We start from the raw sequence: 26,637 nt of genomic DNA on the forward strand, positions 1-26,637 counted from the left end.
AAAGTATATTTGGAAAATATACATAATTCAGATTGACAAAAAGAAAAGAGCCGCAAATGGGCTCTTTATAATGGCAGATTTGCCTCTGAATGTATCCTCTTTGGTTCTGTCTTTTTTCCGTGAAGAAGGTAGTAAACGAGCAAGCCAAACAGTGCTACTCCGGCAAGCATAAAATAAAGCGATGAGAAGCCTGTCTTAACAGCAAGTATTCCAAGAACATAGGATCCTAATCCAATTCCGGTATCAAAGAGTGTGAAAAAGGTCGAGGTAGCAAGCCCGCGTTTAGCGGGATCCGCCTGCTTAATTGCAACCGTTTGAAGACTCGGAACAATTGTGCCATATCCCAATCCGATGATCGCACCTGACAGCAGAAACACAAAGGTGCTGTTTGCCTGACTGAGCAAAAATAACCCTGCCGCAAAAAGAATAATGGCCGGATAGATCACTTTATTTTCTCCGTACGCATCAAACCAGCGGCCTGTAAATGGACGGGACATAATAATGAATGCCGCATATACCACAAAAAAGAAGCTTGCAGCTTCAAGCAAATCAAGCTCTTTCGCATAAACAGAAATAAAGGAAAGAATTCCTGAGTAAGCGAAAGCAAGGATGCCAGCAGAAATTGCCACAGGAACAGCATTTTTTTCAAATAAGCTTGAAAGTGTAAATTTCGGATGCTTCACAGAGCTCTCTGCTTTTTGCGGTATTTTTACAAAAACACCCAGCACTATAGCAATAAATGATAAAACTGTACATAAAGCAAAAATCCATAAGAAGCTTGCATATTGAACAATCGTCAAACCGGCAAACGGTCCAATGACCATGGCCAGATTCATGAACATGGCATAATAGCCAAGCCCTTCGCCTCTGCGTTCATTCGGCACAATATCAGCAACGATAGCTCCAGTAGCTGTGGTGGCCATGCCAAATCCAATTCCGTGCAGAAATCGCAGTGCTAAAAGAACAGGTGTAGAGTCAGCCCAGAAATAAAGCAGGGAAGATACGGCAAACACAATCAAGGAAGCAAGCAGGATCTTTCGGCGTCCAACCTCGTCAATCCATTTCCCTGTAAAAGGCCGGCTGATCACTGCAGCAATCAGAAAGACCGAAATGATCAGTCCCACCTGTGTTTCGTCCCCTTTTAAATCATCCAAAATATAAAGGGGAAGCGTAGTCAGCAAAACATAAAACCCCATAAATAAGAAAAAACTCGTAACAGAAATACTCAAAAAATCCTTCGTCCATAATGGCTGTTTCTTCATGTTGTCCTCCTAACAATGAAGTACCAGGTACCCCTACCAATTTGGTGAACTGGTCTAGGTGCCTGGTACCATATTTTCTCTCATTTTTGCCATAAGTCTGATCATTGTGCTGATTTCTTCTTCCGTAATATTCTGCAGGACATTACTTTCGCTTGATCGCACGGCGGCAAGCCAATTGTCGTATTCCTTGATGGCTGCATCAGTCAGTGAAATCAATTTTTCACGTTTGTCCTTTCCTGCCGTTCTGGTGATCCAGCCCGATTTCTCAAGACGGGCCAATGTCCTTGTCATGGTTGGAGCCTCAACTCCCAGATAAGAAGAAATCTCTTTTTGAGTGCTAGGGCCTCCAGTTTTCAGACGGTAAATTATCGTCCATTGAGCAGCATATAAACCAAGCGGCACCAAACTTTCATTAAGTACTTTGGAAAAATGACGGGTAAATTGGTTAATGGAATGGAAAAATTCGCTTTGATTAGGATGCATTGTATTCACCTGCTTAAAATAGTTACCTAGCTAACTATACATGAAATTTACCAATATGTCTACCTCGCATATTCTTTTGCTAACTAAGTGTTTAACTGGCAAATAAAAGGGAATGGAAGAACAAGGGCAACTGTGCATAACAATAAGGGGGAAATTTTTTTGGATACGTTATTAGAAGTCGTAGGAGATATTTCAGGATGGCTGTGGGGATATCCCATCATCCTATTATTAGCCGGAACAGGGCTGTATTTAACCTTTTTGCTTGGTTTCTTCCAGTTCCGTTATCCGGTATATATTTTTAAGCAAACATTCGGAAGTGTTTTTAAAAAGCCGAAGGGAAAAGGAACCGTTACACCATTGCAGGCACTCACATCTGCACTTGCTTCCACCATTGGTGCCGCAAACATTGTGGGTGTACCGGCAGCCATCATGTTTGGAGGTCCGGGTGCTGTCTTCTGGATGTGGGTCATTGCGCTCATTGGAATGGCCATCAAGTTCTCGGAAAGTGTATTGGCCATTAAGTATAGAGAAAAAAATGAAGATGGAGAATATGTAGGCGGCCCTATGTATTACATGACAAAAGGGCTTAACATGAAGTGGCTCGGAGTGATCTTTGCCTTCGCGCTGATGATTGAACTGATCCCAAGCATCATGGTACAGGGAAATGCAGTAGCCGCTGCGGTTGGCGAGACATTTAAAATAGATGGCCTGTATACCGGAATTGCTGTAGCAGTACTTGTTTCTTTAGTTGTTTTTGGCGGGATTCAGAGAATCGGCAAGGTGACCGAAATCTTCGTTCCGTTTATGGCTCTCATCTATGTAGGAGCAGCTTTAGTGGTTTTATTTATGAATCTGGGAAAACTTCCTGAAGTGTTGGAATTAATCTTCACTTATGCGTTTCAGCCGATGTCCGCAATAGGCGGATTTGCCGGAGCGGCAATTGGTGAAATCATTCGCTGGGGATTTGCACGAGGATTATATTCCAATGAGGCAGGACTCGGGACTGCTCCAATTGCCCATGCTGCAGCCACAACCGATCACCCGGTGCGCCAAGGCTTCTGGGCGATTGTCGGAATCGTTGTTGATACGCTGATTGTTTGTACTGCAACTGCATTTGTCGTACTATCCTCCGGGGTGTGGACAAGGGAGGGGGCTATGGAAGATCCCTCAGCCTTGACAGCAGCGGCATTTACGGAATACTTTGGATCATTTGGAGGTATTCTTGTAGCTGTATCACTAGTATTCTTTGTCATTTCAACGATCATTGTAGTAGTCTTTTATGGATCCAAAATGGCAGAATTCCTATTTGGCTCTTTTGCTGGAAAAGCCATCAAAGTGGTTTACATTGCTGCCATTGTTCTTGGTTCAGTTGGAGCAGCGAAAACGATCTGGCAGTTCCTTGATCTGGCTCTTGCCATGATTTTGATACCGAACATCGTGGCTGTTCTGCTTCTAAGCAAAGAGGTTAAACAGCTGAAAAACGAGTTCTTTACTTCGGAAAAGTATTATTTAAAGGATATTAAAAAAGAAGATAATGCTGCGTAAAAAGTGGTCTCCCGTATAAGGCGGGAGGCTATTTTATTAACTTGGCAAATTTTTTGAAAAATAACACTTGTATTACAAATGAACATAAGTTTATAATAAAGACAAAAGTTTAATAAGGCAGGGCTGATCAATTATGAATGATAAAGAAATATTGATTTTGCAGCTGATTAAAGAGGATCCATTTATTGCCCAAAACGAGCTGGCTGAAAAAACGGGACTTTCCAGGTCCGCTGTAGCCGGCTATATCTCTTCACTGACCAAGCAGGGGAAAATTCTTGGCAGAGCTTATGTCCTGCCGCAAAAGAAAGAAGTGCTTTGTGTTGGAGGGGCCAATGTGGACAGAAAAATCCAGACAACAGGGCAGCTCCAATATGGAACATCGAACCCTGCAGAGAGCTCCCAATCCTGCGGCGGAGTGGCCCGCAACATTGCTGAAAACCTTGGCAGGCTGGGCTGTGATGTGGGTTTGATGACAGTAGTGGGAGATGATCCGGAAGGCGAATGGCTTCTTGAATATACGAAAGCTTTTGCTGATATCACTCCTTCACAGTCGCTGGCAGGGTCCACTACCGGTACCTATACAGCAGTGCTTGACCTTGAAGGGGAAATGGCTGTGGCACTTGCTGATATGTCCATTTATGAAAGCGTTAGCAGAGAATTTGTCGAGAAAAAGTGGGGTTACCTGGCATCTTCTGAAATGGTGATTCTGGATACAAACTTTCCGCCAATGGTTTTAAAACAAATGATTACAAGGTGTTATGAAGAGAACATTCCGCTTTGCATCACTCCTGTTTCAGCTCCTAAAATAAAAAATCTGCCGGAAGATTTGAAGGGTGTTACCTGGCTGATTGCCAACAAAAATGAGGCAGAAGCACTTACAGGAATGGAGATCAGCAACGAAGGAGACTTCTTCAAGGCGGCACAGGAAATTATGAAAAAAGGCGTTGAAAAAGTCGTCATCAGCCGGGGAGATAAAGGGCTGATCTACTTTACAAACAGGGGTGAAGCAGGTGTGCAGCTTCCCCCGAAGGTGAAAATTGCTGATGTGACAGGGGCAGGCGACTCCCTTGTATCGGGAATTATATTTGCCCATTTAAAGGGCTTGGGCACAGAGGATGCGTGCAAAATCGGGATGTCCTGCTCCATGCTGGCTCTGCAGTCCCTTGAAACCGTTAATCCAAATCTAAACAACACACGCTTGCAGGAAACATTCAAACAATATTTCGACTAAGGAGAAGTGACATCATGTTAGAAAAATGGCTTGAGTACTCAGAAGAAGTGTTAGAAGCAAAGAAAGCAAATAAACCGGTTGTTGCCCTTGAATCCACAATCATTTCACATGGAATGCCATACCCGCAAAATGTTCAGACAGCAAAAGAGGTAGAGGAAATCATCCGCAAAAACGGTGCTGTTCCAGCAACCATTGCCATTTTAAACGGGAAAATTAAAATCGGTCTGTCAGATGAGGAGCTGGAGTTCCTGGCCCAAAGCAAGGACGTTGAAAAAGCAAGCCGCCGTGACCTTCCATACTTAGTGGCGAAGAAGAAAAATGGTGCAACAACTGTAGCGGCTACCATGATCTGTGCAGAGCTTGCAGGCATTGAAGTCTTTGTTACAGGCGGAATAGGCGGAGTTCACCGCGAAGCTGAAACCACAATGGACATCTCGGCTGACCTTCAGGAACTTGCTATGACCAATGTTGCCGTTATCTGCGCAGGTGCGAAATCCATCCTGGATATTGGTTTAACGCTTGAATATTTAGAAACGCATGGCGTTCCGGTTGTAGGGTTTGAAACAGATGTATTGCCTGCCTTTTACACACGCACAAGCCCGTTCAGCGTGAACTACCGGGTGGATAATGCAGGAGAAGCAGCAGAAATGATCCGCACTAAATGGGAGCTGGGCCTAAAAGGTGGCGTCGTCATTGCCAACCCAATCCCTGAAAAAGATGCGCTGGAAGAAGCGTTTATCACAAATGTTATTGAAACTGCTCTTAAAGAAGCAAAAGAAAACAACATCGCCGGCAAAAAAGTAACACCATTCCTTCTTGGAAAGGTAAAGGAATTAACAGAAGGAAGAAGCTTGACAGCGAACATTGCATTGGTGAAGCATAATGCGGAAGTGGGCTCGAAGATTGCTGTAAGTTTGAATAAGTAAGCAGAAAAGCCAGGCTTATAGAGTCTGGCTTTTTATACTGATAGAATGATAGCTGTAATGATGATGCCTAAATAAAGTAGTAATCTTAAGAAGTTAATCATTAGGATACGTCCCTTCTGGAAACCCATATAATAAAGGATATGTACAGGTTCTTATATGGGGGAAGGGTGTTTGTCTAGAAGAATTAAAAAGGGCGCTTTCCTTGGGAAAGTGCCTCTTAATTTTGTATTCTTTTTGCATTCAGGATATACCGGGAGGGTGCATTGCCCATATAGGAGAAGGGATAGCAGGTGGAAACAGTAAGGATTTCGTGGGGAGCGGTAGATCGGATTACAGTGGTATCATCTGCATCAACAATCTTTGAATCTGTAATTTCGTATGTAAACTCTCCATATGGCATGCTGACTTCAAAAATATCACCGATTTCAAGTTCGCCAAGACTGCGAAACACCGTGTCTCTATGCCCTGATAATAAAATCTGGTCGGGCTGCCCTGGAAGTACAGTTGTTGAGTAATGGCCAACCCCTTTTTCCAGCTCATCCTCATCAGTTCCTTCTATAATGGGAAGTTCAGCTTTCAAGCGGGGGATTTTTAAAATGCCAATGACTTCACCCTGCTCAAAGGAAACATCTATTGGCTGTTCTGTTTGAAGAACACTTTTGCTTTCTTTATTCACTTCATTATGAATTCTTTCTTGTGCCTGGGCTAAGGAATCCTTTGTTTTCTTCTCTTGAGCATACATTTCCAGCAGAGAGAACAGGACAAATCCGCCTCCGATTAAGATAAGGAAGGAGGCAGATATAATCAGCAAACGGCCTTTAACCTTCAACTAAACGTTCCCTCCATTCATCTTCTTAAATTTAATAAACTCCAGATAATAGGCGAAATCCTCTTTTGTGATTCCCTGCCTGATTGCTTCTTTGACAAGTGAAACCCACTCCTCATCCAGCTTAGACAAATCGGTAATTTCTACTTTATTCTCTTCCAGCAGATCTTCAAGATTAGCATCCAGTGTCCTGGCTATTCGTGATAAAACCTGCAATGAAGGGTTCTCCTGTATGCCTCTCTCAATGTAGCTCAAATACGATTTGGATACCTCCGCTTTTTCAGAAAGCTCATTAATTGAGTATCCCTTCTTGATTCTTAAGGTTTTAATCCGGCCACCTATCATAGGCTTAATACTCCCTTATCATAAATTATAAAGATGCTTTCATTATAACGAACAAAACGTTCAATAAAAAATACAAAATAATGAGAATTCTCGAGATATTCTAAGAAAAAGAACGGAAAACGTTCTTTAAAACGAAAAAACGGCTGAATTTGGAATTTTTCAAAATAAGACGGATGGACTATACTCGACTTATCGGTTCGATAAAAAGAACGAAACAAACAAATCCAAAGAACATCAACTCACTAGGAGGGGGTTCTTATACGATACAAACGGATTAGGAAATTTGGGAAGAAGAATAAAATCCTATTGCTTGTATTTAAGTTTGTGGCTGCCTGGTATCTGCTTATTGGGATGTCGGCAACTCTGACTGGGCAGACGAATGCATATTTTAGTGATAGGGACACAGTAACTGGGACCATTCAAGCTGGTACCTGGGAGACAGAAGAGCCAGGGTGTTCTAAAGGTGAGAAGCATGGTGAATGGGATTGCAGCTCTCTAAAATTCATTGGACAAAAATATGATGGACAGAAGATATATGCAACCATCCAAAATACTGGTTCCGATATGAAATCAGCTGGAAGATATGAGATTTACTACAGCGAGAATGATAATGCCAAAAAAGGTGAGTCTATTGAAGGAGTAATAGCTTTTGACCCTATTAAAGAGGGGCAAAAAGTAGAATTGTCCTTTATTCCTCAACAAAGTGGTTCATATATGTTTAAAGCTTATCAGCACAAAGATCATCCTGGAAATGGAGAACTCTGGAGTGAAGAAATAATAGTTACTTTAGAATCAGGTGAAGCTTCCAACGTGGAAGAAGAGAAAACGGAACAAAAGGCAGATGTAACAGAAGAGACTGCCAAGGAACAAGTAAACAATAAGACAGAGGAAACTGGCAAAGAAGCAGCTGAACCAACAGAAGATAAACCTCAAGAGAATCCAGAGCAAAAGCCAGCAGAAGAACCAAAAGAAGAGCAGAAAGTAGAACAGCCTGAAGTTGAAGAAAAGCCACAAGAGAAACCAAAAGAAGAATCAAAGCCGGAAGATACCAAGGTTAAGGCTTCAGAAGCTCCGGTTAATTCTGAAGAAAGCACAAATTGAGGCAGGTGAATAGTTTGAAAAAAGCATTGAAAATTATAAGCAACATTATAACAGCGGTTCTATTCATTAATTTAATTTTAATGGCCTTCCTAGTGGTCTCCTCCAAAGCATCAGGAGGAGAGCCGCAGGCCTTTGGATATCAGCTGAAGACAGTGTTATCAGGCTCTATGGAGCCTACCTTCCAAACTGGGTCTGTTATTGCAGTAAAGCCGCTTAGTTCCGAAGAAAGTAAGTCATTGAAGAAAGATGACGTTATTACATTCCAGGCAAGCGAAGAAAAGTTAGTTACTCACAGGATTATCGGAGTCACTAACAGCGGAGATCATGTCATGTATGAAACAAAAGGAGACAACAACAAGACGGCAGACATGGAACCTGTGCTATCTGACAATGTAAGAGCTGTTTATACTGGCTTCACCATTCCTTATGTGGGATATTTTATAGATTTTGCTCAATCGAAAGAAGGAAGTGCCATCTTGCTTATTGGCCCAGGGCTACTGCTTCTAGGATATGCAGCATTCAGCATCTTCCAGGCCATAAGAGAAATTGATCCTAAGAACAATAAAACAGACTCAAAAGAAAAAACTGCTTAAATTGGTTGCACTCCTTGTAGAAATGCAAGGGTCAATATATAAAAATTATACATACCCAAAAAGGGGTAAGAGGAGGAACTTTATTATGAATCTTAAGAAAAAGTTAGGTATGGGAATTGCATCAGCAGCACTAGGTATTTCATTAGTTGGTGGGGGAACATTTGCATACTTTAGTGACAGTGCTGTAGCTACTGGTAACTTCAAAGCAGGTACTTTACAATTAAGTACTAACCCTACACAGGTAATTAATGTAGAAAATATAAAGCCAGGGGATACTATGACTCGTTACTTTGAAATAAATAATGATGGTTCTCTAGATATTGCTGAAATTAATCTGAAAACCAATTATTCAGTTGGGGATACAAATGGAAATAATTCAGATGATTTAGGAAAGCATATTCGAGTTAACTTTTTCCTAAATGCTGATAAGTTAGATGTACCTATTTGGGAAACTACACTATTTGATCTTAAAAGTATGAGTCCTGATGTAATTGAGGGTAATTTCTGGAGCGCTTGGTTTGCAGAAAGGGGAGGTAATTTAGCCGCTGGTACAACTGATTCAGTTTATGTTCAATATGAGTTTGTTGATAATGGGGCAGATCAAAACCAATTCCAAGGTGACTCCCTGCAACTTGAGTGGACGTTTGAAGGTATGCAAGGCGCTGGTCAGGCAAAATAATAGATTTCCAAAACAAAAGGTGGGAATTTTTTCCCGCCTTTTGTTAAATCCATTATTGTGAGGGAATGCCATGAAAGTTAAAAGTTTGCTGGCAAAACCTATAAAAATATTTATTATATATAGCTTTGTTTTCTTAATTGTTTTTGGAAACGAAACTGCAATAGCAGTGGAGAAGGAAATTGATGTTAATACGAACTTAGAGAACTCAAATAGATACCTATTTAAAGTAGAAAATTTAAAACCAGGCGACTGGATGCCCCGAAATATAACGATAAAAAATGATGGTAAACAAGATTTTAAATATACATCTAACATTAGAAAATCGAAGTCTGTTAAAGGACTTTTTGAAGAATTAGAGCTTGAGGTTAAGAAAGATACAAAGATGCTTTACGAAGGAAAACTTAAAGATTTTAAAGGCTTCTCTCCCAGGGAATTATCGAAAGGGACAGAAGAAACTTTATTTTTCCAAGTAACAATGCCAGAGCATTTAGGAAATGAATTTCAAAACTCCTCTGCAGAGGTTGAAATCATTTTTCTTGCCGAAGCAACAGGTGATCCTGAAACCGACAATGAGACTCCAGGGACAGGGGATAATAGTGATTCTGGAGAGGGAACTAATAATTTACCACCATCCTCAGATGCCACGGTAATTCCAGAGAAGGTTAATAAGCTCCCAAATACCGCAACTAATAATTATAATTTATTACTTATTGGCGCACTATTTTTAGGTGCCGGAAGCGTAATTTTTTTATCGCGTTATAGAAGGCTGCGGAGTGAAACTTAGATTAAGGCCTGAGGAACTGATTGTTTAAGGCCTTAATTTTTATTCGTTTTAGAACTTATCTAAGCAGTTAATGAATATAATCAAAAAGCTACTTATTAAGCGGTGAACTTATGAAAAAAATTCTGCAGTATCTTGCCTTCATTAATCTTCTGGATGGCCTCTTGATGTTCTTTGGACTTAGCCTTTCGCTGATTGAAGAATTGAATCCAATAATGAATTTTTTTTATAATATAGAACCACTACTGTTCCAATCTGTTAAAGCTGTTCTTTCATGCTTTTTAATCCTGCTATCAACTTCGATTAATTTTCCGCCGTAAACTAAAGTAAAGGTATTGGCAAAAGGTGCAGCTTATCTTTATTCATTAATATTAGTACTTCATGTTTTATTGATTTATGAAGCTCTATCTTAACTGATAGAGTAAAAATAATATTTTTAGTCAAATGAGGAGGCTGTAAATGTACCGAAAGAACTGCAATAAATGCCACAAACCTTCATATAGCAGCAGTGAATCAGGTGACTGGCTATGCCCGATCTGCGGAACTGATTTAACGGATGAAATCTTTCTGAATGCTATGACCCTTGAACCAGTCCACACGGCCTTTAATAAAAGCAAAACTCCGCACACCTATTCAATAAAACAAATCAGCAAAAATTACAGAAAAAGAATCGGACTTTCCTACTACTCCAAAAGGAGTTCGACCATTAATAACAACTTACTGTAAAAGGTGAGGGGTTCAGGTAATCAAGAACACTAAAAGTATTAGGACTTTGTCGAAAAACAAATTAATTTAATATTAAATAATTAATTATATTTACAAAATAAGACACCATTAGCAATACGCCCATAGTAGAATACATCTATGGAAAATATTTCTTTGAGCCGATAGGCGCAGAAAAAGGCAAACTCATTGAAAGATGAGGACGCAAAGTCACGGGTCTAAGGTATTGAAAAAATACTAAGACGGCTGGGTTGCCTGGAATACGATATGTATCCTAGGGGGAAGAATTTTGACAGAGCAAAATGTAAAGGTCGAAGGAATTGATTTGGAGTGGCTGCAGTTAATTATGGAAGCAAAGAACTTAGGCCTGCAAAAGGAAGAAATTAGAGAGTTTTTACATAATAACAGAGCCAAAGAGGTTCTGATCGAAGCTTGATATCCGGTATTGCTAAGTATTTCTGTTAGAGGCATCTCTAGATGGAAATGCTTTTTATTTTGCCAAAAAAATAAGCCTGTATATTCAGGCTCTTACATCTATGACTTTTGTCCGCTTCTCCACTTATTAAAATCCAAAAACTCCCGAAATTGCTCCTTTGAAACACCAGACTCCATCGCTTCCTTCACAATTTTCATCCATTCTGAATCTAGATCATCCTTGTTGATTTGCTCATGGATTAAATGGTCTACGGGGACATTCAGAACACCCGCGATTTTCTCAAGAAATTGAATAGATGGGTTGGTTTGCAGGTTGCGTTCAAGTGAGCTTAAATATGATTTTGCCACACCGGCCTGGTCGGCAAGCTCGGATAAGGACATTTTCTTTTCTTGGCGAAGTTTTTTTACACGATCACCGATCATCGTATACCACACACCTTATTTTGTATGTAATAGGATTATTTCAGAAGTAGTTCCATATTAAGAACGTTTTGTTCAATATTATTATCATCATACCACAGTGTCAACCGATTTAAATAGTTAGTTATCCATGTTTTATAAAAATATATCTTTTGTCGCTCGTAAAAAGTAATGCTCCGCGTCAGAGGACGGGAGCATTTTGCTTTTCAATAATGTGAATAATTTGTTGTGCAGCTGCTTCCACATCATCCGCATTCACATGGTGGAATTGGCCTTCATAGTCATGCTGTTTAAAGGCATAACGCGGATCGTAATAGTGTTCTAATAAAAGTTTGATAAATAGCTCGTAGTTTTCTGCTTCAACTGATTCATCAAGCTGCTCGCGGATTTCAGTATCTTTCAGACGTTTTTTAATAAACACAAGGCTTTCATCAACTTTCGGTTTGAACCATTCTTCATTCTTATAAGGCTCAACATAGTCACGGACGATGCGCTGGACACGGGATTCCATGCTGGCGAACATATCAATGTGAATTCCGGTTTTTTTGGTATCAAGCAGCTCGTCCGGCTGAACAACCTTGCCTATTCGTTTGCTTTCGGCTTCCATAATTATATAAGGTGAACCTTTAACCTCAGAAAGGGCTTGATACAGTAGTGCATCAAATGTTTTCTGTGTGCTGCCGTTCCCCATGCCAAAGGAGCCGAAGATCGATCCGCGATGTCCCGCCATTTCTTCAAGGTCAATAACAGGGTATCCTTTTTCGCTTAACACCTTCAGCACATCCGTTTTCCCAACCCCGGTCATTCCATGAAGAACAACTGCTTTTTCAGGAATCAAGTCTGCTGTGTTTTCAAGAATATATTGACGGTAGGCTCTATAGCCCCCAATTAAACGGGGGATTGAAACGCCCGCATACGTGATAAATGTGGTGACCGCTTTGCTGCGCATGCCGCCGCGCCAGCAGTAAATGACAGGCTGGAAGCCATCATTTTTCAGGTCTCTGATTTTCTGCATCATGAAAGGGATCTTAGGTGAAACGATTTCCATCGCTCTCCACTTAGCCGCATCAGAACCTTCTTTTTTATATAGTGTCCCGATTTCCACACGCTCTTCATTGGTGAAAAGCGGCACATTGACAGCACCGGGAATGCTGCACTCCTCAAATTCAATTGGAGACCTGACATCGACCGGAACTGCGTTGTCCATTTGGATATATTGTTCGACTGCTATTTCTCTCATTTTAATGCCTCCAAAAATAATGCTATATATCGCCCGAAAAGGAACGTTAATTGATTTTACTCTCTCTATTATACAGGATTTTGAAAATATAGGTGTCCCCCACAATCATACTCCTATTTTCAAAAGATTGTTCTTATAATTTTTTCCAGACATTGTAATATCAGCATATCCATTGGTTTTGCTTTTTAAAAAGGAGGTTAAATAAAAGGCAAAGGTGGTGGAACCATGTCTTTGAATACAGAGGTTGCAATTGTAGGCGGAGGGATTGGCGGTTTGACGCTGGGATTGAAGCTGGCTCAAGCCAATATTGATGTCCTCGTTCTGGAAAAGCTGGATGCCCCGTCTTTCGTTTATAAGGGAGAACTCCTGCAGCCAAAGAGCCTGAAAATTTTTAAGCGGCTGGATGCTTTGGATGTAATCCGCGTGAATGGCTTTTCATTTGCCCGAATTGCGTTTGAGGAAGGTGAAAAAGAGTTTGCTATGGATTACAGCATTCTGCCGGGAGATTATGATTACTCCCTCATGATCGAGCATGAAAAGCTGAAAGGAATCCTTCTCAAACGGGCGCTTCAATATCCAAACTTTCATTATTTGTCAGGGACCCTGGCAAAAGGCTATGACAATGGCGAATTAATGGTTGAGCGGAAGGATTTAAAGGAGCATCTGACAGTGAGGGCTGACTTTTATATAGGAGCTGAGGGAAGGAATTCCATTACCAGGAAAGAAATGAACAGCAAAATTAAAAAGATTGAGTATAATCATCAATTTTTAACTGTTACGTTCCATCGGCCACAATCATTGAAGGAAGGGAAAATCATCGCTAAGGATGAACGGTTCCTCGGATTATTTCCGCTGCCGGATGAGAAAGTAAGGTCTGTCTATTTAATTCCGGAGGGAACTTATAAGGAACATCTCAAAAAAGGAATTCATTATTTTCATAAAAACTATTTAGAGCTTTTTCCGGAATTGGAGGGGTATGTGACCAGGCTGAAAAATTGGAAGGATATTCAGCTGATGATTCCGACTGCCTTCTATGCAGATAAATATGTGGAGGGAAGACTCGCTATTTTGGGGGATGCGGCCCATACGGTCCACCCGATGGCAGGTGAAGGAATGAATATGGCGATTCAGGATGCGGATGTGCTTGGTGAATTGCTTGCAGAGATGTATGCGAGCGGAAGAATTTCGCCGGACAAGCTTAAATGGTATGAAAAAGTCCGGAAACCCCGGGCTGAAAACATGATCAGCCTCAGCCATTTATCCGCCATAGCCTATTCTTATTCCAACCGGCTTATTACAGGAATACGCCGTAAAGGTCTGATGCAGATCGAAAGAGATAAAATCCTGCAATATAAGCAAATGCTGAATGTTTCAGGCCTCGGATATTGGTCAGAGAGCCTATGGGACCGATTGATTCAGGCAGGAATGCTGCCGGCAAGAAGAACAGAATTATCAGCGGCAGTTAAAAGCCATTATTTTTATACAGAAAAAGATGACTATCCCTGGAAGAAGGTTGAACAGCAATGATAAATGAATATGTAAGATTACTAAAAGCACGAAATTGGATGAAAAAGAACCAGCCGTTTTTGTACAGCTGGCATGCATACGTAGGCTTTGAGCTTGACCTTTTTTCCCAGTTTCGCAGCTGGAAAACGGTAAAACAGGTGGCATCATCCAAGAATCTTCAGGAGGAGCTGCTTTTAAGGTGGGTGGAGGTGGGACTGGCGATCCGCCATTTGAAAAAGAAAGGGAAGGATAAAATTAAGACAGCATCTAAATTCAGTCTTCCCTCCACGCCCAAAAACCCCCGATCCACAGGAATCATCCTGAAGGAAATGATGGAATTGCATATCCCGACGTTACTCTCTTATCCAGAACTGCTCCGTTCTAATAAGAAAAACACTTTTGACCATGAAGAGCATGGACCAACCGTAGCGAGAACCTCGTCACTGCTTGAACAGCTTGCACTTCCGCGCCTGATGAAAACCATTAAGAAAAACAAAATGGAAAGGATCATCGACATTGGCTGCGGGGAAGGCGGCTATTTAAGCAGAATCAGCCAAAGATTCCCACAAGCAAAACTGGTGGGAATTGAGATTAATGAAGAGGTCGCGGAATCTGCCCGAATTAATTGCAAAGATATTCCCAACATTAAAATTGTCACAGCGGATGTTCATGAATACTCACCTGAGCATCAGGCAGATTTAATTATGGTCAATAACTTGCTTCACTATATCCAGCCGGAAGACCGCAAGCAGCTGCTATCCCGCTTGAAAAGCTGGCTTAGCCGAAAAGGGTCCATTACCATTATCACGCCCATTCTTCATTCGAAAAAGGGCGAGGAGTTTTCAAGTGTTTTTAACAGCTTCTTTTCTGCATTTGAAAACCTATACCCAACCCCAACTGAGGAGGATATCCATCTAATCGCTAAAGAGCTGAAGCTGAAAATAAAAACCTTCAAGCCGGTCGTAACCGAAGGCGGATGGTATTTTATCCAGCTGTCCAACAGGTAAATGAAAGCTAATCCGATAAATGGTAGAATGGGGTAAACATGATTGAAATGGTGATTGAAAATGAGAAATAATAAATACTTAGTAATTTATGAAGAGATTGCCCAGCAAATACAAGAAGGCAAGTATCCTGCCCGATCCATTCTGCCATCTGAACATGAATTAACAGAGATGTATTCCACTTCAAGGGAAACCATCCGCAAAGCTTTGAATTTGCTTGCACAAAACGGCTTTATCCAGAAAATCCGCGGAAAAGGCTCGATGGTCCTTGATTTAAAAAAGCTGCAGTTCCCCATATCGGGTCTGGTCAGCTTTAAAGAGCTGGCCGGGAAAATGGGTCAGCGTGCCGAAACGATTGTGGACGAATTTTCACTTATTCAGCCTGACGCAGAAAAGATGAAGCATCTTCATATTGATAAAAGTGAAAAAGTATGGAAAGTCTATCGTGTCCGGAAAATTGAAGATGAGCGGATTATTTTGGACAAGGATTTTTTAATTGAGAAATATGTCCCGGGCTTAACCAGAGAAATATGCCAGAGCTCTATTTTTGCCTACATTGAGGGCGAACTCGGAAAAAAAATCAGCTTTGCCAAAAAGGAATTTACTGTGGAAGAACCAACTGCTGAAGACCGCAAGCTCCTTGATATGGAAGGATTCCATGCCATTGTCGTGGTGAAAAATTATATCTACTTTGACGATGCCACCCTTTTTCAATACACGGAATCCAGGCACAGACCCGACAAATTCAGGTTTGTTGACTTTGCCAGAAGAATGGACAGTCAGGTGTTTTAAAGGTGAATATGCATTTTTACGTTTAAGATTGTCCATTCAGGGAAATCTTCTTATGTGAAGATTTTTCAAAGGAGATGTTATTAATGAGTAAGAAAATTGCATGCTTAATTACAGAGATGTTCGAAGATAGTGAATACACGGGACCTGCTCAAGCATTCAAAGAAGCAGGACATGAAGTCGTGACTATTGAAAAAGAACAAGGCAAATCCGTTAAAGGAAAACAAGGTGAAGCCACTGTTCAAATAGATCAAAGCATTGATAACGTAAATCCGCAAGACTTTGATGCACTTTTCCTGCCTGGTGGCTTCTCACCGGACCAGCTTCGTGCCGATGACCGATTTGTTCAATTTACAAAATCCTTCATGGACGAAAAGAAACCAGTATTTGCCATCTGCCACGGACCGCAGCTGCTGCTGACAGCCAAGACACTCGAAGGGCGCGACGCAACCGGCTACAAATCCATCCAAGTCGATATGGAATACGCCGGCGCAAAATACCAGGATTCAGAAGTAGTCGTTTGCCAAAACCAGCTAGTCACAAGCCGCCAGCCAGAAGACATCCCGGCATTCACCCGTGAGTCGCTTAAGTTGTTAGGTTAATGAAAAATTGAAAGCCCTCTGCCTTAATTGGCAGGGGGTTTTTGTATTAATGGCGTAGAAAATGCATACGGGTTTTGATTTTAAAAAATTACTTTTAATACTGTGCTGATTGGAGCGGAAGGCGCGAGACTCCTACGGGAGTAGCGAACCAGGGGAGACCCCGCAGGCGGTCACGCCGAGGAGGCTCCCGGAAGCCCCGTGGAAAGCGAGTGCCTGTAGCGGAAATCAGCACCCAAATCAACAGCTGCATATTATGTTGATAAGTATGCTGAAACCCCATCAAAAAAACAGCCCTCAAAAGGCTGTTTCCATGATTATTTATTCTTCCTCAAATTCCCCAGCTCTTCCACCAAAGCCTGCATTTCATTCGGACTGAAGGATCCCTTCTTCATAACAAGGTCATAAATATCTTTCAATTCCTCATACATTTCCTCATCAAAGTGAGAAGGCTTTATAGCACCTAAGTTTAAAACCTTCAGCTTTTCCTTAATAGCCTCAATCATAAACTCCACATTCTCAACCGATTTCTCCGACAAATTATTCATTTCGGACACCCTCTCATAGCTATGTATTTGGACGCACACACTTTTCTTATCATCTTTCCACGATATCAACAAATTGTCAATATAAATTAGGCTTGCATGTACCATGGAAATTAGTAGAAAATAAAGGAGAAGTTTGTACAAATCACATAAGATAATACAAGAAAAGGACGAGTCAGGTTTCGTCAACCGGAAAATAGGGAAAAATTGAACCAAATTTTCATATAATAATTTTGCTAAAGGAGAATAAAATATGGGGAAATCATTGTTTTGGAAAGGTGTACTATATGGAGCACTTGCAGGCGGTGCACTAAGCCTTCTTGACAAATCCACAAGGGAAACCGTTTTTAATAATTGCCGGAAAACGTCCAGCAATGTCGGCTATTACATAAAACACCCAAGTGAAGCAGTGAATCAGGTGAAGGATGTTTCCAATAAGGTCAAAACAGCTATTGACCAGGTTAGTGAAGACGTCGCTTTTATTACTGGGACCGTTGAAGAAATAAGAGAAATGGCACCGGAAGTAACACAGATTGTCCAGAATACAAAGCAGGCATTTTCAGATATTAAGCAGAAGGGATCAAGTGAACTTCCGGAAAAATCTTCTGACGATTCAGTTCAGATTCCGCATTAAAAACAAGTGAGGTGTTGGAATGGGACGAACTTTTTCGGCTCTGATTCCAAACTTATGGAAGAGAGTAGAAGAAGATGATGTGTTTGGACTTGCTGCCCAATTGGCGTATTTCTTTCTTCTCTCTCTTTTTCCGCTGCTGATTTTCCTGGTCACACTCGTTCCTTATTTGCCGATCACACAGCAGGATATCTTAAATGTTGTCCGTGATTTTGCACCAGGAGAGACCATGAAGCTCATTGAAACCAATATATATGAAATTACGCAAAGAAATGGAAAGCTGCTTTCATTTGGGATCATAGCTACGCTCTGGTCAGCTTCAAATGGAATCAATGCTGTGGTGAAGGCTTTTAATAAGGCGTATGACGTAAAGGAAACCCGTCATTTTATTATTGCACGCGGGATGGCGATATTACTGACGTTTGCGATGATTTTTGTGTTTGTGCTGGCGTTGCTCCTCCCTGTTTTCGGAAGACAGATTGGTTTGTTTATATCTTCGGAATTTGGTTTGTCAGGCCAATTTCTGGCGATATGGAATATGGTTCGCTGGTTAGTGAGTCCATTTATCCTTTTTATGGTGTTTACAGGGTTATACTGGATTGCCCCCAATAAAAAGTTAACATGCATAAGCGTTGCGCCTGGTGCCATTTTTGCAACAGTTGGCTGGGTGCTGTCATCCCTTGCCTTTTCATACTATGTCAGCAACTTCGGCAATTTTTCCGCTACCTATGGAAGCATTGGGGCCATTATCGTGCTTATGATCTGGTTTTACATATCCGGCATTATCATCATTCTTGGCGGGGAAATCAATGCCATCAATTCTAAGATCAATAAAGAGGATTGTTGATGAAAAAGTTTCCTTCTTAAAAAAGCACTCTCCGTAACACAATAGTAATGGGGAAAATGAATTCTTTAGGAGGGCATGGATATGACAAAACACACGAAAAAAGACGGCGGCACAAAGCAAAAAGGCAAAAATAAACCTAAACAAAAAACATCCGGATCTGCTAACGGGCAGAACGGCTACCATTAAAAATAAAAGCCTGGGAAACTGACTTCCCAGGCTTTCCTTATGATCTTAATAACCTCAAGCTGTTTAAAATAACTAAAATGGTGGACCCTTCATGGCCGATTACTCCATAAGGAAGGTCAAGTATCTGCAGGAAGTTCGATGCAATTAAAAACATAATGACCGTTATAGAAAAGATGACATTTTGTTTGATAATGCGATTCATTCTGCTTGAAAGTTCAATGGCTTCGGCAATTTTTGGCAGGTCATTTTTCATTAAGACAACATCAGCTGTTTCAAGCGCTACATCCGTTCCTTCGCCCATGGCAATTCCGACATTTGCAGTTGCAAGGGCAGGGGCATCGTTAATTCCGTCACCGACCATGGCGACATTGCTGTATTTTTCTTTCAGCTTTTTTAAATGCTCCACTTTGTTTTCAGGAAGGCATTCGGCAATATGCTCATTAACATGGCTTTCGCTGGCAATCGCTGCTGCCGTTGTCTGGCTGTCTCCAGTAAGCATGATGGTGTAAATTCCTTGCTGCTTCAAAAGGTCAATTGCCTGCTTAGTCTCTTCGCGGACAACATCCTTGAGGGAAATAAGGCCAATTACTTCTTCATTTTTCTGTACAAAGACAACAGTTTTTCCTTCACTAGCCATGCGATCGGCAGCTCCATTTGCAAATGCTTTGGCCTCTGTTTTACCGACAAAAGAGGCTTTGCCGATTTTCCATACATCTTGATCAACTTTGGCTTTGACTCCAAATCCGGTAACATCTTCAATGCTTTCCGGACGAATAAGGGATTCTGATAGTGTTTCTTTGGCATATTTGACTATGGCATTTGCAAGCGGGTGGTTTGAATGACTCTCAATGGAAGCTACCTTTAGAAGCAGATCTTCCCTGGAAAGACCATCCTTGACTGCTACATCGGTTACTTCCGGTTTTCCTTTTGTCAGTGTGCCGGTTTTATCAAAGGCGATCGCTTTAAGATGGCTTAAGTTTTCGAGATGCACGCCTCCTTTAAAAAGAATTCCGTGTTTCGCACCATTCGAAATGGCTGATAAAGTCGCCGGCATGATTGATGCAACCAGGGCACAAGGTGAAGCGACAACAAGCAGAATCATTGCCCGGTAAAAGGTTTCTGTCCAGCTCCATCCTAAAAGAAAGTGAGGAGCAAACATCATTAAAACGACAACAGCTAAAACAACTTTGACATAGGTTCCTTCAAACTTTTCAATGAAAAGCTGTGAAGGAGATTTCTCGCTTTGGGCTGATTGCACAAGCTCGATAATTTTTTGAAAAAGGGTTTCGTTATTTGGTTTGGTTATTTCAACCGTAATCGATCCGTTCAGATTTACAGTACCGGCAAATACCTGGTCATCTGCCCCCTTGGAAACTGGCAGTGATTCACCCGTGATCGCTGCTTCGTCCAATGATGAATGGCCTTTTACGATTGTTCCATCGGATGGCACCCGCTCACCTGGTTTCACCAGGATTAAATCCCCGATTTCCAGCTCAGAAACATGCACACGTTCCTCGGACCCGTCTATGATCCTCAGGGCTTCTTCTGGCTGCAGTTCCATAAGGGAAGAGATTTCTTTATGACTTTTGTTCATGGTGTATGTTTCTAAAGCGCCGCTGACCGCGAAGATGAATATCAGGATTGCGCCTTCTGTCCAATAACCGATAATGGCAGATCCGATCGCAGCAAATATCATCAGCATTTCAACATTCAGCTCTTTATTCTCAATGGTCTCTTCGATGCCTTCTTTTGCTTTCGCAAAGCCGCCGATAATGAAAGCCAGCAGGTAAGCGGCAATCGATGCAGCTTCCATTTCGCTTCGGTCTAATAACCAGCCTGCCAGAATCAATACACCGCTTAGAAGAGCGGCAATCAGTTCAGCATGAGGTTTGATTTTTTCTAAAAGGTTTTCTTCAGATGCAGTGCTGCTTTTAAGCAGCGCCTTTGCCTCCATACTCATTGTTTGTCCTCCTAAAATGAATTTAAAGTTTTGTCAGTTGTCTTATTGAGAAGAATAATCACATTCAATACCCCTAAAAAACGACGAAAGCTGCCACCAATTAGGTGACAGCGTTAAAATCCAGTCATACAGGTAATGCAACTAGCATTATGCAAATATTGTATTCTATTACACTTATTTTACTATATAGCCTATGAAAAGAAAAGTTAAACAGTTACTTTTCTTTTTATATTTAAACTTGTTAGCTTCTAATGTAGCCCGTTGCTTTCCGCGGGGAGGCATGAGAGCCTCCTCGGCTTCGCCTGCGGGGTCTCTCACTTCCCTCTCCTCCCGTAGGAGTCAAGTGCCCTCCGCTACAATCAACTCAGCAGGTAAAACTTTATTTGTATTTCAAGGCAAAACTATCATATAACCTTTGTAAATTCTGCTATACCGAAATTAAAATGACTGGCTCTTTTCAAATACCTGCTGTTTATTCCCAAACAATGTGACTGCACCAAAGATAATCAAAAGCATGACACTGATAATATTGAAGAAGCTTATGGATTTGAATAATTCAATGAAAAGGCCGCCGAAATAGGGGCCAATCAGGCTGCCGATGCTAAATGCTACTCCGCATAGCAGGTTGCCGGTAGGAAGCAGGTTTTTTGGCATTAAGTCTGCCATATAGGTGATGCCAAGTGAAAAGGTTGATCCGACGGCCATGCCGGCAATGAATAAGCAAACTGTCAGAGCAAAAACCAATTCTTCGAGCATGCTTGCGGTGACGAAGCTGATAAACCCGATAAATAGAATACTCATTAACACATTGCGTCTTCCGAATTTATCACTCATGATCCCTAATGGAAGCTGAAATATGATTCCGCCGATTGCAAATGAAGTCAGCAGCAGTGAAACACTTGAAACTTCCAGCCCGATGCGCAGGCCATAGATGGGAAAGCTGCCGTTCAAGGAGGCTTCAAGAAACCCATAGCCCAGCGCAGGCAAGAAGGCAACCCATCCATATTTTGTGGCTTTTGAAAAGCGCTTCATTGTTTCCCTGAATGAGTTGATTTCAATGGACTGTTCAGGGAAGTCATTTTTCAATGTAAATAAGAACAGCCAGGCAATCAGACATAGTATGGAAGAAATGATAAATGGCATGGTTTCATTAATTTTGACAAGCGGAGCCATTAATGGCCCTACAGCAAATCCTACCCCGAAGAAAAGTCCATATAATGATATATTCCGGCCGCGTTTATTTTCAGGTGAAAAGGATGTGATCCATGTTTGTGTTCCGAAGTGCAGGGCATGGTCTCCAATTCCGATTAAAAGCCGGAGAATGAACCAAAACCAAAAGGATTTCCAGAGAGGAAACAGGATGAGAGATACCACCACTAATAAACCTCCAAGGATAATAACCGGCTTATAGCCGTATTTTCGCAATGGATATTCCATAAAAGGAGAGATGAGCAGGATCCCAATGTATAAACCTGTTGCATTCAAACCATTCAAACTGGAGGAAATGCCGTCATTTTCAAAAATAATCGCAATTAAAGGAAGCAGCATTCCCTGGCTAAAACCTGAAATGGCAACAATGCTGATGAGAATCCAAAAACGCATTGTTTCTTTATTCATATTAAAACCTCATTTTCTGACATGAAATATAAATGTCTCCTAAATGATGGTATCGGGAATAGGGATTCTTGGCAAGAGAAAGTTGCTGGTCATAATATTTTTGTTTGTAGATAAAATAGTGTAATCTCTAATATTAATAAGATAAAAAAGGGGCGAATACCATGGAATTTAAAATGAAGGAAGAAGCAGGCTTCTATACCGATTTGCCATTTGGACGCCTGGATGTTGCCGGGGATGAAGAGTATGGCTTCAGGCCGTATCAGCTGCTTGTCGCTTCGCTGGCTGTGTGCAGCGGGGGTGTTTTAAGAAAAATCATGAAAAAAATGCGCATGGAATTTGAAGACATCGAAATAAAAACCAGTGTGGAAAGAAATCCTGAAGTCGCTGACCGTGTAGAGAAGGTACATATTCATTTCATCATAAAAGGAACGGACTTAAATGAGGCCAAACTTCACAAAGCAATGGAATTGACTAGAAAAAATTGTTCAATGGTGCGTTCAGTGGAAGGAAGCATTGAAATAGAAGAGACATTTGAACTTATTTAATACGCAAACAAGGAAGAGGATGCCTCTTCCTTGTTTTAATAATGCAAGCTTTTCATCAGTATCTTTGTGAAGGGTGGAAGAAAAATAGTATAATAATTCCTATAAAAATAATAAGAATTAAATAATAGAAGTGAGGTGTCTCCTAATGAAATTCCAAGACTTAAATACAACAGAAGAAAGAATCCAGCTCATGGAAAAACTATCGGAAAAGTTTTTATCAAGAGCTGGCAAAAATGATGAAGAGGGTCTTTTCCCCTTTGAAAATATAAAAGAACTCAAAGAATCAGGATATACATCATTAACAGTCCCCAGACGATATGGAGGAAAGGAAATCTCCCTTTCTGAATTTCTGCGCCTCCAGGAAAAGATAGCTGAAGGAGATGGCTCCACAGCCTTATCCATTGGCTGGCATATGGGCATTATTAAAAGCCTTGGCGAGAAAAATAACTGGGAAGAACCCGTATTCAAGGCTTTATGTGAGGAAGTGAAAAAGGGAGCATTAATGAATAACTGTGCAACAGAACCGCAGACAGGCAGCCCTACAAGGGGAGGAAAGCCAGTTACCTCTGCAAGAAAAGAAGAAGGTTTCTGGATCATTAATGGCCGGAAAAGCTTTACGACCATGGCCCCTGTGCTTGATTACTTCAATGTGAGCGCCACGATTGAAGAAAGCGGAGAAATAGGAAACTTCTTAATTCCGAGAAGTTCCGAGGGCTTGGAGATAGAGGAAACATGGGACAGCATTGCCATGAGGGGAACGGGGAGCCATGACCTTCTTTTAAAAAATGTAAGGGTGAAGCAGGACGCGCTTGTTGAGCTGTTTCAGCCCGGCAAAAAAGGAGCGGCTGGATGGCTTCTCCATATACCGGCTTGTTATTTAGGCATTGCACAGGCAGCTCAAGATTATGCCATTACCTTTGCTAAAAATTATTCCCCGAACAGCATTAGCGGTACCATCATTGATTTGCCCAATGTTCAGCAAAAAATTGGCGAGATGGAGCTTGAACTCATGAGAGCACGCCATTTTCTCTATTCCGTTGCAAAAAAATGGGATGAAGCAAACGATGAAGCCAGAAGCAGGATGCAGCCTGAATTGGGAGCAGTCAAGCTGGCTGTAACGAACGCCGCCATTGCAGTAGTCGATTTAGCCATGCGTGTGGCAGGTGCCCGCAGTTTATCAGCAAAAAATCCTCTGCAGCGCTATTACAGGGATGTGCGTGCAGGCCTTCATAATCCGCCAATGGATGATATGACGATTCATGCTTTGGCAAAAAACGTTATAAAGTAACTCAGAAGGCTGCTGTCCTAGACGGCAGCTTTTTGTATGCCCAAAGCTTCAAGTTTCAATTTTTTCTAAATCGGCTAAAGAGAAAGAACGTACTACATAAACTCTCTGCATATAATCACATAGGCAGGAATGAGCAGGCAATACTAAAAAATATTAAGACAGTAAGGAGAAAAAGATATGACAAATAAAGTTTTCATGGTATTGGCGTTTGCTGGTGTACCGCTGTCTGTCATCGGAACTTTGATGCATTGGTCCAATATTTTGCTGTTTGTGATTTACTGCATCACCATTATCGCATTAGCCAGTTATATGGGAAGGGCGACAGAGAGCCTTGCCATAGTGACAGGCCCCCGAATTGGAGGATTGCTGAATGCCACCTTTGGAAACGCGGTCGAACTGATCATTTCGATTTTTGCTTTAAAGGCCGGCCTGATTAGTGTTGTTCTTGCATCACTGACAGGATCCGTATTGGGGAATTTACTGTTAGTGGCAGGTCTTTCATTTTTCGTTGGCGGGGTTAAATACAAGACCCAGTCCTTTAATGTCTATGATGCACGTCATAATTCAGGACTTCTGATGTTTGCCGTCATTGTGGCTTTTGTGATTCCTGAAGTTTTTTCAATGACCATGGATGAAGCTGAAACGATTACCTTCAGCATTGGCATCTCTGTCATTTTAATAGCTCTTTATTTAGCGGCTTTGTTCTTCAAACTGGTCACTCACCGGGGCGTCTATCAGTCCAAAGAGGAAGACAGAAGCTCTCATGAGGAGGAAACTCCGGAGTGGAGCAAAGGGAAAGCCATTGCTGTACTTGCCATTTCGACCATTGCCGTTGCTTATGTATCAGAGAATCTGGTTCACACCTTTGAAGAAGTTGGAGAAGCGTTTGGCTGGACAGAGCTTTTTATTGGGGTAGTTATAGTGGCAATCGTGGGAAATGCTGCTGAGCATGCTTCTGCCATCATTATGGCTTATAAAAATAAAATGGATATAGCTGTTGAAATTGCTGTTGGTTCCACGCTGCAGGTTGCAATGTTCGTAGCGCCTGTCCTTGTACTGCTTTCATTGCTGTTCCCAGCTGCAATGCCTCTTGTCTTTACAATGCCTGAGTTAATTGCCATGGTGACAGCGGTGCTGCTGATGATTGTAATTGGCAATGATGGAGAAACCAACTGGTTTGAAGGCGCCACTCTGCTGGCAGCTTACGTTATCATGGGAATAGGGTTTTATCTTTTATAGTTATGACCAAACAGAAAACCGGCTCTGAATAAATCTCAGGGCCGGTTATTTATATGGGTATTTAAGTACTTTTTTAAAGGATTATGTTTTTCAGAGAATGGTTCTGTTCGCTTTCAGTCATTGATCACCAACCTTTACGCTGATTTTTGACCATTAACCTGACTTGCAGATGACTTAACAAAAAAACTATTCTCCTCCTTTTACATAGTAGTGGGGTTGATTGCCACTGCCCTCCTTTTGTTTAGTAAGCCTATTATAAAACATTATTAGATATTTGTAAATATTCAGATTTTTACAAAATCATTACAAATGAAACATTTTTGCTGTTGATTCCTCCTTAAATCCCTTCCTTATTTTTCACGGGAGGGATAATATCCACTTTCTCCGAAAAAACTAATAACAACCTAAAAAGATTGTGACTTGAAAGGAGAAAGACATCATGAAAAAATACGTAAGCATTCTTTTTTTAGGTCTTATATTAATGCTGTCATTCCATCCGGCCGCAGAAGCGCAGAAAGGGACTGAGAAATCGGTAAAACAGCCGCAGAAGGCCATTGCTGTCCCTAATTCGGTGCTGAATGTTACAAAGGAAAATACGTATCCGAATCCGGCTCAGGATATGCCGACACTCCAGCCGAGTGAATTAACCCAGCAGCTCATTGATTCATCCAAGGTTAAAATCGAAAATCCGGATCTCATTCGGATGCTGAATGAAACCTCTGTGAGCAGCACTCCATTCGCACTCGGATACAGAGCCATCGTATATCTCGGTCAGTGGCCGCTCAATTACGAGTCTGCCGAAACCTCTCCTAATTGGGAATATCAGAGGATAAACACGAATTATTTCGACAACCGCGGCGGCAAGGCTCCTTACCAGATTCATTACGTGCAGGAAACCCAAAAGGTTGTCCGCGGAGGTCTGACTGCCAAGGTTCCCAATGCCGAGGATGTAAAAAAGATGATGCTTCTCAAAGCCATGGAGAAATCCGGTCTGCCTCTTGCTTTTGAAACCATTGTTGGCGCAGGCACCAAAAAAGATCATATTTATAACATTCCTCCAAAAAGATTAGGCTATCTATACGGCTATGCTCCTGCAATCAACGAAAAGGGGAAAGTAACGTATGGAGAGGTGTATTTGATGCTAAAAGGCAGCAAGAAAATGATCGTCATTAAAAATGTCACTTCACAGGGAATAGGTGCCTGGATTCCGATTCAGGATCATGTGACGTTTGGGTTTGTTGTTTCCGAAAGGCCAAGATAATAAAAGCGCAAGCGCCTTGCCCACCCCCGA

General features: G+C 41.5%; 29 protein-coding genes and 1 riboswitch. Of the genes, 20 read left to right on the forward strand and 9 right to left on the reverse strand.

What is annotated here, in order from left to right:
* Positions 1-65: 65 nt before the first annotated feature.
* Complete coding sequence (locus IRB79_RS06515) at positions 66-1,262, reverse strand: MFS transporter (RefSeq protein WP_243507531.1); 1,197 nt, start codon at positions 1,260-1,262, stop codon at positions 66-68.
* 54 nt (positions 1,263-1,316) lie between these two features.
* Positions 1,317-1,745, reverse strand: a complete 429-nt coding sequence (locus IRB79_RS06520; protein WP_243507532.1) for a MarR family winged helix-turn-helix transcriptional regulator — start codon at positions 1,743-1,745, stop codon at positions 1,317-1,319.
* Positions 1,746-1,904: 159 nt separating this feature from the next.
* Between IRB79_RS06520 and IRB79_RS06525 the strand changes: the two genes are divergently transcribed.
* The 3 genes from IRB79_RS06525 to IRB79_RS06535 all read left to right on the forward strand — a co-directional run bounded on the left by IRB79_RS06525 (position 1,905) and on the right by IRB79_RS06535 (position 5,447).
* Entirely contained in the window at positions 1,905-3,290 is a 1,386-nt protein-coding gene (locus IRB79_RS06525) for an alanine/glycine:cation symporter family protein (protein WP_243507533.1), read from the forward strand.
* A 133-nt stretch (positions 3,291-3,423) separates the two neighbouring features.
* The gene (locus IRB79_RS06530) at positions 3,424-4,521 is read left to right on the forward strand and encodes a carbohydrate kinase (RefSeq protein WP_243507534.1); all 1,098 of its coding nucleotides are present in this window, start codon (positions 3,424-3,426) and stop codon (positions 4,519-4,521) included.
* A gap of 14 nt (positions 4,522-4,535) precedes the next feature.
* The gene (locus IRB79_RS06535) at positions 4,536-5,447 is read left to right on the forward strand and encodes a pseudouridine-5'-phosphate glycosidase (RefSeq protein ID WP_243507535.1); all 912 of its coding nucleotides are present in this window, start codon (positions 4,536-4,538) and stop codon (positions 5,445-5,447) included.
* A 217-nt stretch (positions 5,448-5,664) separates the two neighbouring features.
* On the opposite strand, the gene IRB79_RS06540 is transcribed toward IRB79_RS06535, so the two are convergent.
* Both IRB79_RS06540 and IRB79_RS06545 read right to left on the reverse strand, forming a co-directional pair.
* Complete coding sequence (locus tag IRB79_RS06540) at positions 5,665-6,276, reverse strand: class D sortase (RefSeq protein WP_243507536.1); 612 nt, start codon at positions 6,274-6,276, stop codon at positions 5,665-5,667.
* Complete coding sequence (locus IRB79_RS06545) at positions 6,277-6,618, reverse strand: helix-turn-helix domain-containing protein (protein ID WP_243507538.1); 342 nt, start codon at positions 6,616-6,618, stop codon at positions 6,277-6,279. It abuts the gene before it with no gap.
* Between the two features lie 306 nt (positions 6,619-6,924).
* Here IRB79_RS06545 and tapA point away from each other — a divergent pair, with 306 nt between their 5' ends.
* The 7 genes from tapA (at position 6,925) to IRB79_RS06580 (ending at position 10,931) form a co-directional block, all read left to right on the forward strand.
* Entirely contained in the window at positions 6,925-7,719 is a 795-nt protein-coding gene (gene tapA / locus IRB79_RS06550) for an amyloid fiber anchoring/assembly protein TapA (RefSeq protein WP_243507540.1), read from the forward strand.
* Between the two features lie 14 nt (positions 7,720-7,733).
* The gene (gene sipW / locus IRB79_RS06555) at positions 7,734-8,312 is read left to right on the forward strand and encodes a signal peptidase I SipW (RefSeq protein WP_243507542.1); all 579 of its coding nucleotides are present in this window, start codon (positions 7,734-7,736) and stop codon (positions 8,310-8,312) included.
* An 85-nt stretch (positions 8,313-8,397) separates the two neighbouring features.
* Positions 8,398-8,991 (forward strand): CalY family protein, encoded by a 594-nt coding sequence (locus tag IRB79_RS06560; protein WP_243507544.1) that lies wholly within the window; start codon positions 8,398-8,400, stop codon positions 8,989-8,991.
* A 70-nt stretch (positions 8,992-9,061) separates the two neighbouring features.
* A complete protein-coding gene (locus IRB79_RS06565; RefSeq protein ID WP_243507546.1) occupies positions 9,062-9,775 on the forward strand; it encodes an LPXTG cell wall anchor domain-containing protein in 714 nt (237 codons plus the stop codon).
* A 110-nt stretch (positions 9,776-9,885) separates the two neighbouring features.
* Positions 9,886-10,092 (forward strand): DUF5658 family protein, encoded by a 207-nt coding sequence (locus tag IRB79_RS06570; protein WP_243507548.1) that lies wholly within the window; start codon positions 9,886-9,888, stop codon positions 10,090-10,092.
* 139 nt (positions 10,093-10,231) lie between these two features.
* Complete coding sequence (locus IRB79_RS06575; protein ID WP_243507550.1) at positions 10,232-10,498, forward strand: hypothetical protein; 267 nt, start codon at positions 10,232-10,234, stop codon at positions 10,496-10,498.
* A gap of 166 nt (positions 10,499-10,664) precedes the next feature.
* A riboswitch (cyclic di-GMP riboswitch) is annotated at positions 10,665-10,754 on the forward strand.
* Between the two features lie 30 nt (positions 10,755-10,784).
* On the forward strand, positions 10,785-10,931 hold the full coding sequence (locus IRB79_RS06580) for an anti-repressor SinI family protein (protein WP_095244404.1): 147 nt from the start codon (positions 10,785-10,787) through the stop codon (positions 10,929-10,931).
* A gap of 98 nt (positions 10,932-11,029) precedes the next feature.
* Here the strand turns inward: IRB79_RS06580 and IRB79_RS06585 are convergent, their stop codons facing one another.
* Positions 11,030-11,353 (reverse strand): helix-turn-helix domain-containing protein, encoded by a 324-nt coding sequence (locus IRB79_RS06585; protein ID WP_221880714.1) that lies wholly within the window; start codon positions 11,351-11,353, stop codon positions 11,030-11,032.
* 178 nt (positions 11,354-11,531) lie between these two features.
* Positions 11,532-12,590 carry a tRNA 2-selenouridine(34) synthase MnmH gene (gene mnmH, locus IRB79_RS06590; RefSeq protein ID WP_243507552.1) on the reverse strand — a complete coding sequence of 353 codons (1,059 nt, stop codon included), beginning with the start codon at positions 12,588-12,590 and terminating at the stop codon, positions 11,532-11,534.
* Positions 12,591-12,815: 225 nt separating this feature from the next.
* Here mnmH and IRB79_RS06595 point away from each other — a divergent pair, with 225 nt between their 5' ends.
* The 4 genes from IRB79_RS06595 to IRB79_RS06610 all read left to right on the forward strand — a co-directional run bounded on the left by IRB79_RS06595 (position 12,816) and on the right by IRB79_RS06610 (position 16,491).
* Positions 12,816-14,117 carry an FAD-dependent oxidoreductase gene (locus IRB79_RS06595; RefSeq protein WP_243507554.1) on the forward strand — a complete coding sequence of 434 codons (1,302 nt, stop codon included), beginning with the start codon at positions 12,816-12,818 and terminating at the stop codon, positions 14,115-14,117.
* Positions 14,114-15,103, forward strand: a complete 990-nt coding sequence (locus IRB79_RS06600; RefSeq protein WP_243507556.1) for a class I SAM-dependent methyltransferase — start codon at positions 14,114-14,116, stop codon at positions 15,101-15,103. The genes IRB79_RS06595 and IRB79_RS06600 overlap by 4 nt, the downstream gene beginning before the upstream one ends.
* 60 nt (positions 15,104-15,163) lie before the next feature.
* Complete coding sequence (treR, locus tag IRB79_RS06605; protein WP_243507558.1) at positions 15,164-15,892, forward strand: trehalose operon repressor; 729 nt, start codon at positions 15,164-15,166, stop codon at positions 15,890-15,892.
* 83 nt (positions 15,893-15,975) lie between these two features.
* Positions 15,976-16,491: a type 1 glutamine amidotransferase domain-containing protein gene (locus IRB79_RS06610; protein WP_243507560.1), complete on the forward strand. Its 516-nt coding sequence runs from the start codon at positions 15,976-15,978 to the stop codon at positions 16,489-16,491.
* 314 nt (positions 16,492-16,805) lie between these two features.
* Here the strand turns inward: IRB79_RS06610 and IRB79_RS06615 are convergent, their stop codons facing one another.
* Complete coding sequence (locus tag IRB79_RS06615; RefSeq protein ID WP_243507562.1) at positions 16,806-17,036, reverse strand: DUF1128 domain-containing protein; 231 nt, start codon at positions 17,034-17,036, stop codon at positions 16,806-16,808.
* A gap of 250 nt (positions 17,037-17,286) precedes the next feature.
* Between IRB79_RS06615 and IRB79_RS06620 the strand changes: the two genes are divergently transcribed.
* Together IRB79_RS06620 and IRB79_RS06625 are read left to right on the forward strand one after the other, a co-directional pair.
* Positions 17,287-17,667 carry a YtxH domain-containing protein gene (locus tag IRB79_RS06620; RefSeq protein WP_243507564.1) on the forward strand — a complete coding sequence of 127 codons (381 nt, stop codon included), beginning with the start codon at positions 17,287-17,289 and terminating at the stop codon, positions 17,665-17,667.
* A gap of 19 nt (positions 17,668-17,686) precedes the next feature.
* Entirely contained in the window at positions 17,687-18,511 is an 825-nt protein-coding gene (locus tag IRB79_RS06625; RefSeq protein ID WP_243507566.1) for a YihY/virulence factor BrkB family protein, read from the forward strand.
* 223 nt (positions 18,512-18,734) lie between these two features.
* Here the strand turns inward: IRB79_RS06625 and IRB79_RS06630 are convergent, their stop codons facing one another.
* Together IRB79_RS06630 and IRB79_RS06635 are read right to left on the reverse strand one after the other, a co-directional pair.
* Positions 18,735-20,657 carry a heavy metal translocating P-type ATPase gene (locus IRB79_RS06630; RefSeq protein ID WP_243507568.1) on the reverse strand — a complete coding sequence of 641 codons (1,923 nt, stop codon included), beginning with the start codon at positions 20,655-20,657 and terminating at the stop codon, positions 18,735-18,737.
* 438 nt (positions 20,658-21,095) lie between these two features.
* On the reverse strand, positions 21,096-22,274 hold the full coding sequence (locus IRB79_RS06635) for an MFS transporter (RefSeq protein ID WP_243507570.1): 1,179 nt from the start codon (positions 22,272-22,274) through the stop codon (positions 21,096-21,098).
* Positions 22,275-22,435: 161 nt separating this feature from the next.
* Between IRB79_RS06635 and IRB79_RS06640 the strand changes: the two genes are divergently transcribed.
* From IRB79_RS06640 to IRB79_RS06655, 4 genes are all read left to right on the forward strand, one after another.
* A complete protein-coding gene (locus IRB79_RS06640; RefSeq protein WP_243507572.1) occupies positions 22,436-22,819 on the forward strand; it encodes an OsmC family protein in 384 nt (127 codons plus the stop codon).
* 145 nt (positions 22,820-22,964) lie between these two features.
* Positions 22,965-24,107, forward strand: coding sequence for an acyl-CoA dehydrogenase family protein (locus IRB79_RS06645; protein ID WP_243507574.1), 1,143 nt, complete (start codon positions 22,965-22,967; stop codon positions 24,105-24,107).
* A gap of 177 nt (positions 24,108-24,284) precedes the next feature.
* The gene (gene cax / locus IRB79_RS06650) at positions 24,285-25,346 is read left to right on the forward strand and encodes a calcium/proton exchanger (RefSeq protein ID WP_243507576.1); all 1,062 of its coding nucleotides are present in this window, start codon (positions 24,285-24,287) and stop codon (positions 25,344-25,346) included.
* Positions 25,347-25,785: 439 nt separating this feature from the next.
* Positions 25,786-26,607, forward strand: coding sequence for a YfkD famly protein (locus IRB79_RS06655; protein WP_243507578.1), 822 nt, complete (start codon positions 25,786-25,788; stop codon positions 26,605-26,607).
* Positions 26,608-26,637: the final 30 nt, after the last annotated feature.

It is taken from the genome of Cytobacillus oceanisediminis, from assembly GCF_022811925.1.
GTDB lineage: Bacteria > Bacillota > Bacilli > Bacillales > Cytobacillaceae > Cytobacillus > Cytobacillus oceanisediminis_D.

Bases quoted from the DNA above. Each gene is read 5' to 3' on its own strand.
- IRB79_RS06645 (WP_243507574.1), top strand. From the start codon at position 22,965: ATGAAATTCCAAGACTTAAATACAACAGAAGAAAGAATCCAGCTCATG.
- mnmH (WP_243507552.1), bottom strand. From the start codon at position 12,590: ATGAGAGAAATAGCAGTCGAACAATATATCCAAATGGACAACGCAGTT.
- IRB79_RS06545 (WP_243507538.1), bottom strand. From the start codon at position 6,618: ATGATAGGTGGCCGGATTAAAACCTTAAGAATCAAGAAGGGATACTCA.
- IRB79_RS06530 (WP_243507534.1), top strand. From the start codon at position 3,424: ATGAATGATAAAGAAATATTGATTTTGCAGCTGATTAAAGAGGATCCA.
- IRB79_RS06640 (WP_243507572.1), top strand. From the start codon at position 22,436: ATGGAATTTAAAATGAAGGAAGAAGCAGGCTTCTATACCGATTTGCCA.
- IRB79_RS06515 (WP_243507531.1), bottom strand. From the start codon at position 1,262: ATGAAGAAACAGCCATTATGGACGAAGGATTTTTTGAGTATTTCTGTT.
- IRB79_RS06635 (WP_243507570.1), bottom strand. From the start codon at position 22,274: ATGAATAAAGAAACAATGCGTTTTTGGATTCTCATCAGCATTGTTGCC.
- IRB79_RS06520 (WP_243507532.1), bottom strand. From the start codon at position 1,745: ATGCATCCTAATCAAAGCGAATTTTTCCATTCCATTAACCAATTTACC.
- IRB79_RS06585 (WP_221880714.1), bottom strand. From the start codon at position 11,353: ATGATCGGTGATCGTGTAAAAAAACTTCGCCAAGAAAAGAAAATGTCC.
- IRB79_RS06630 (WP_243507568.1), bottom strand. From the start codon at position 20,657: ATGAGTATGGAGGCAAAGGCGCTGCTTAAAAGCAGCACTGCATCTGAA.
- IRB79_RS06600 (WP_243507556.1), top strand. From the start codon at position 14,114: ATGATAAATGAATATGTAAGATTACTAAAAGCACGAAATTGGATGAAA.
- IRB79_RS06615 (WP_243507562.1), bottom strand. From the start codon at position 17,036: ATGAATAATTTGTCGGAGAAATCGGTTGAGAATGTGGAGTTTATGATT.
- IRB79_RS06655 (WP_243507578.1), top strand. From the start codon at position 25,786: ATGAAAAAATACGTAAGCATTCTTTTTTTAGGTCTTATATTAATGCTG.
- IRB79_RS06595 (WP_243507554.1), top strand. From the start codon at position 12,816: ATGTCTTTGAATACAGAGGTTGCAATTGTAGGCGGAGGGATTGGCGGT.
- IRB79_RS06610 (WP_243507560.1), top strand. From the start codon at position 15,976: ATGAGTAAGAAAATTGCATGCTTAATTACAGAGATGTTCGAAGATAGT.
- IRB79_RS06560 (WP_243507544.1), top strand. From the start codon at position 8,398: ATGAATCTTAAGAAAAAGTTAGGTATGGGAATTGCATCAGCAGCACTA.
- IRB79_RS06575 (WP_243507550.1), top strand. From the start codon at position 10,232: ATGTACCGAAAGAACTGCAATAAATGCCACAAACCTTCATATAGCAGC.
- IRB79_RS06565 (WP_243507546.1), top strand. From the start codon at position 9,062: ATGAAAGTTAAAAGTTTGCTGGCAAAACCTATAAAAATATTTATTATA.
- IRB79_RS06620 (WP_243507564.1), top strand. From the start codon at position 17,287: ATGGGGAAATCATTGTTTTGGAAAGGTGTACTATATGGAGCACTTGCA.
- IRB79_RS06625 (WP_243507566.1), top strand. From the start codon at position 17,687: ATGGGACGAACTTTTTCGGCTCTGATTCCAAACTTATGGAAGAGAGTA.
- treR (WP_243507558.1), top strand. From the start codon at position 15,164: ATGAGAAATAATAAATACTTAGTAATTTATGAAGAGATTGCCCAGCAA.
- IRB79_RS06535 (WP_243507535.1), top strand. From the start codon at position 4,536: ATGTTAGAAAAATGGCTTGAGTACTCAGAAGAAGTGTTAGAAGCAAAG.
- cax (WP_243507576.1), top strand. From the start codon at position 24,285: ATGACAAATAAAGTTTTCATGGTATTGGCGTTTGCTGGTGTACCGCTG.
- IRB79_RS06570 (WP_243507548.1), top strand. From the start codon at position 9,886: ATGAAAAAAATTCTGCAGTATCTTGCCTTCATTAATCTTCTGGATGGC.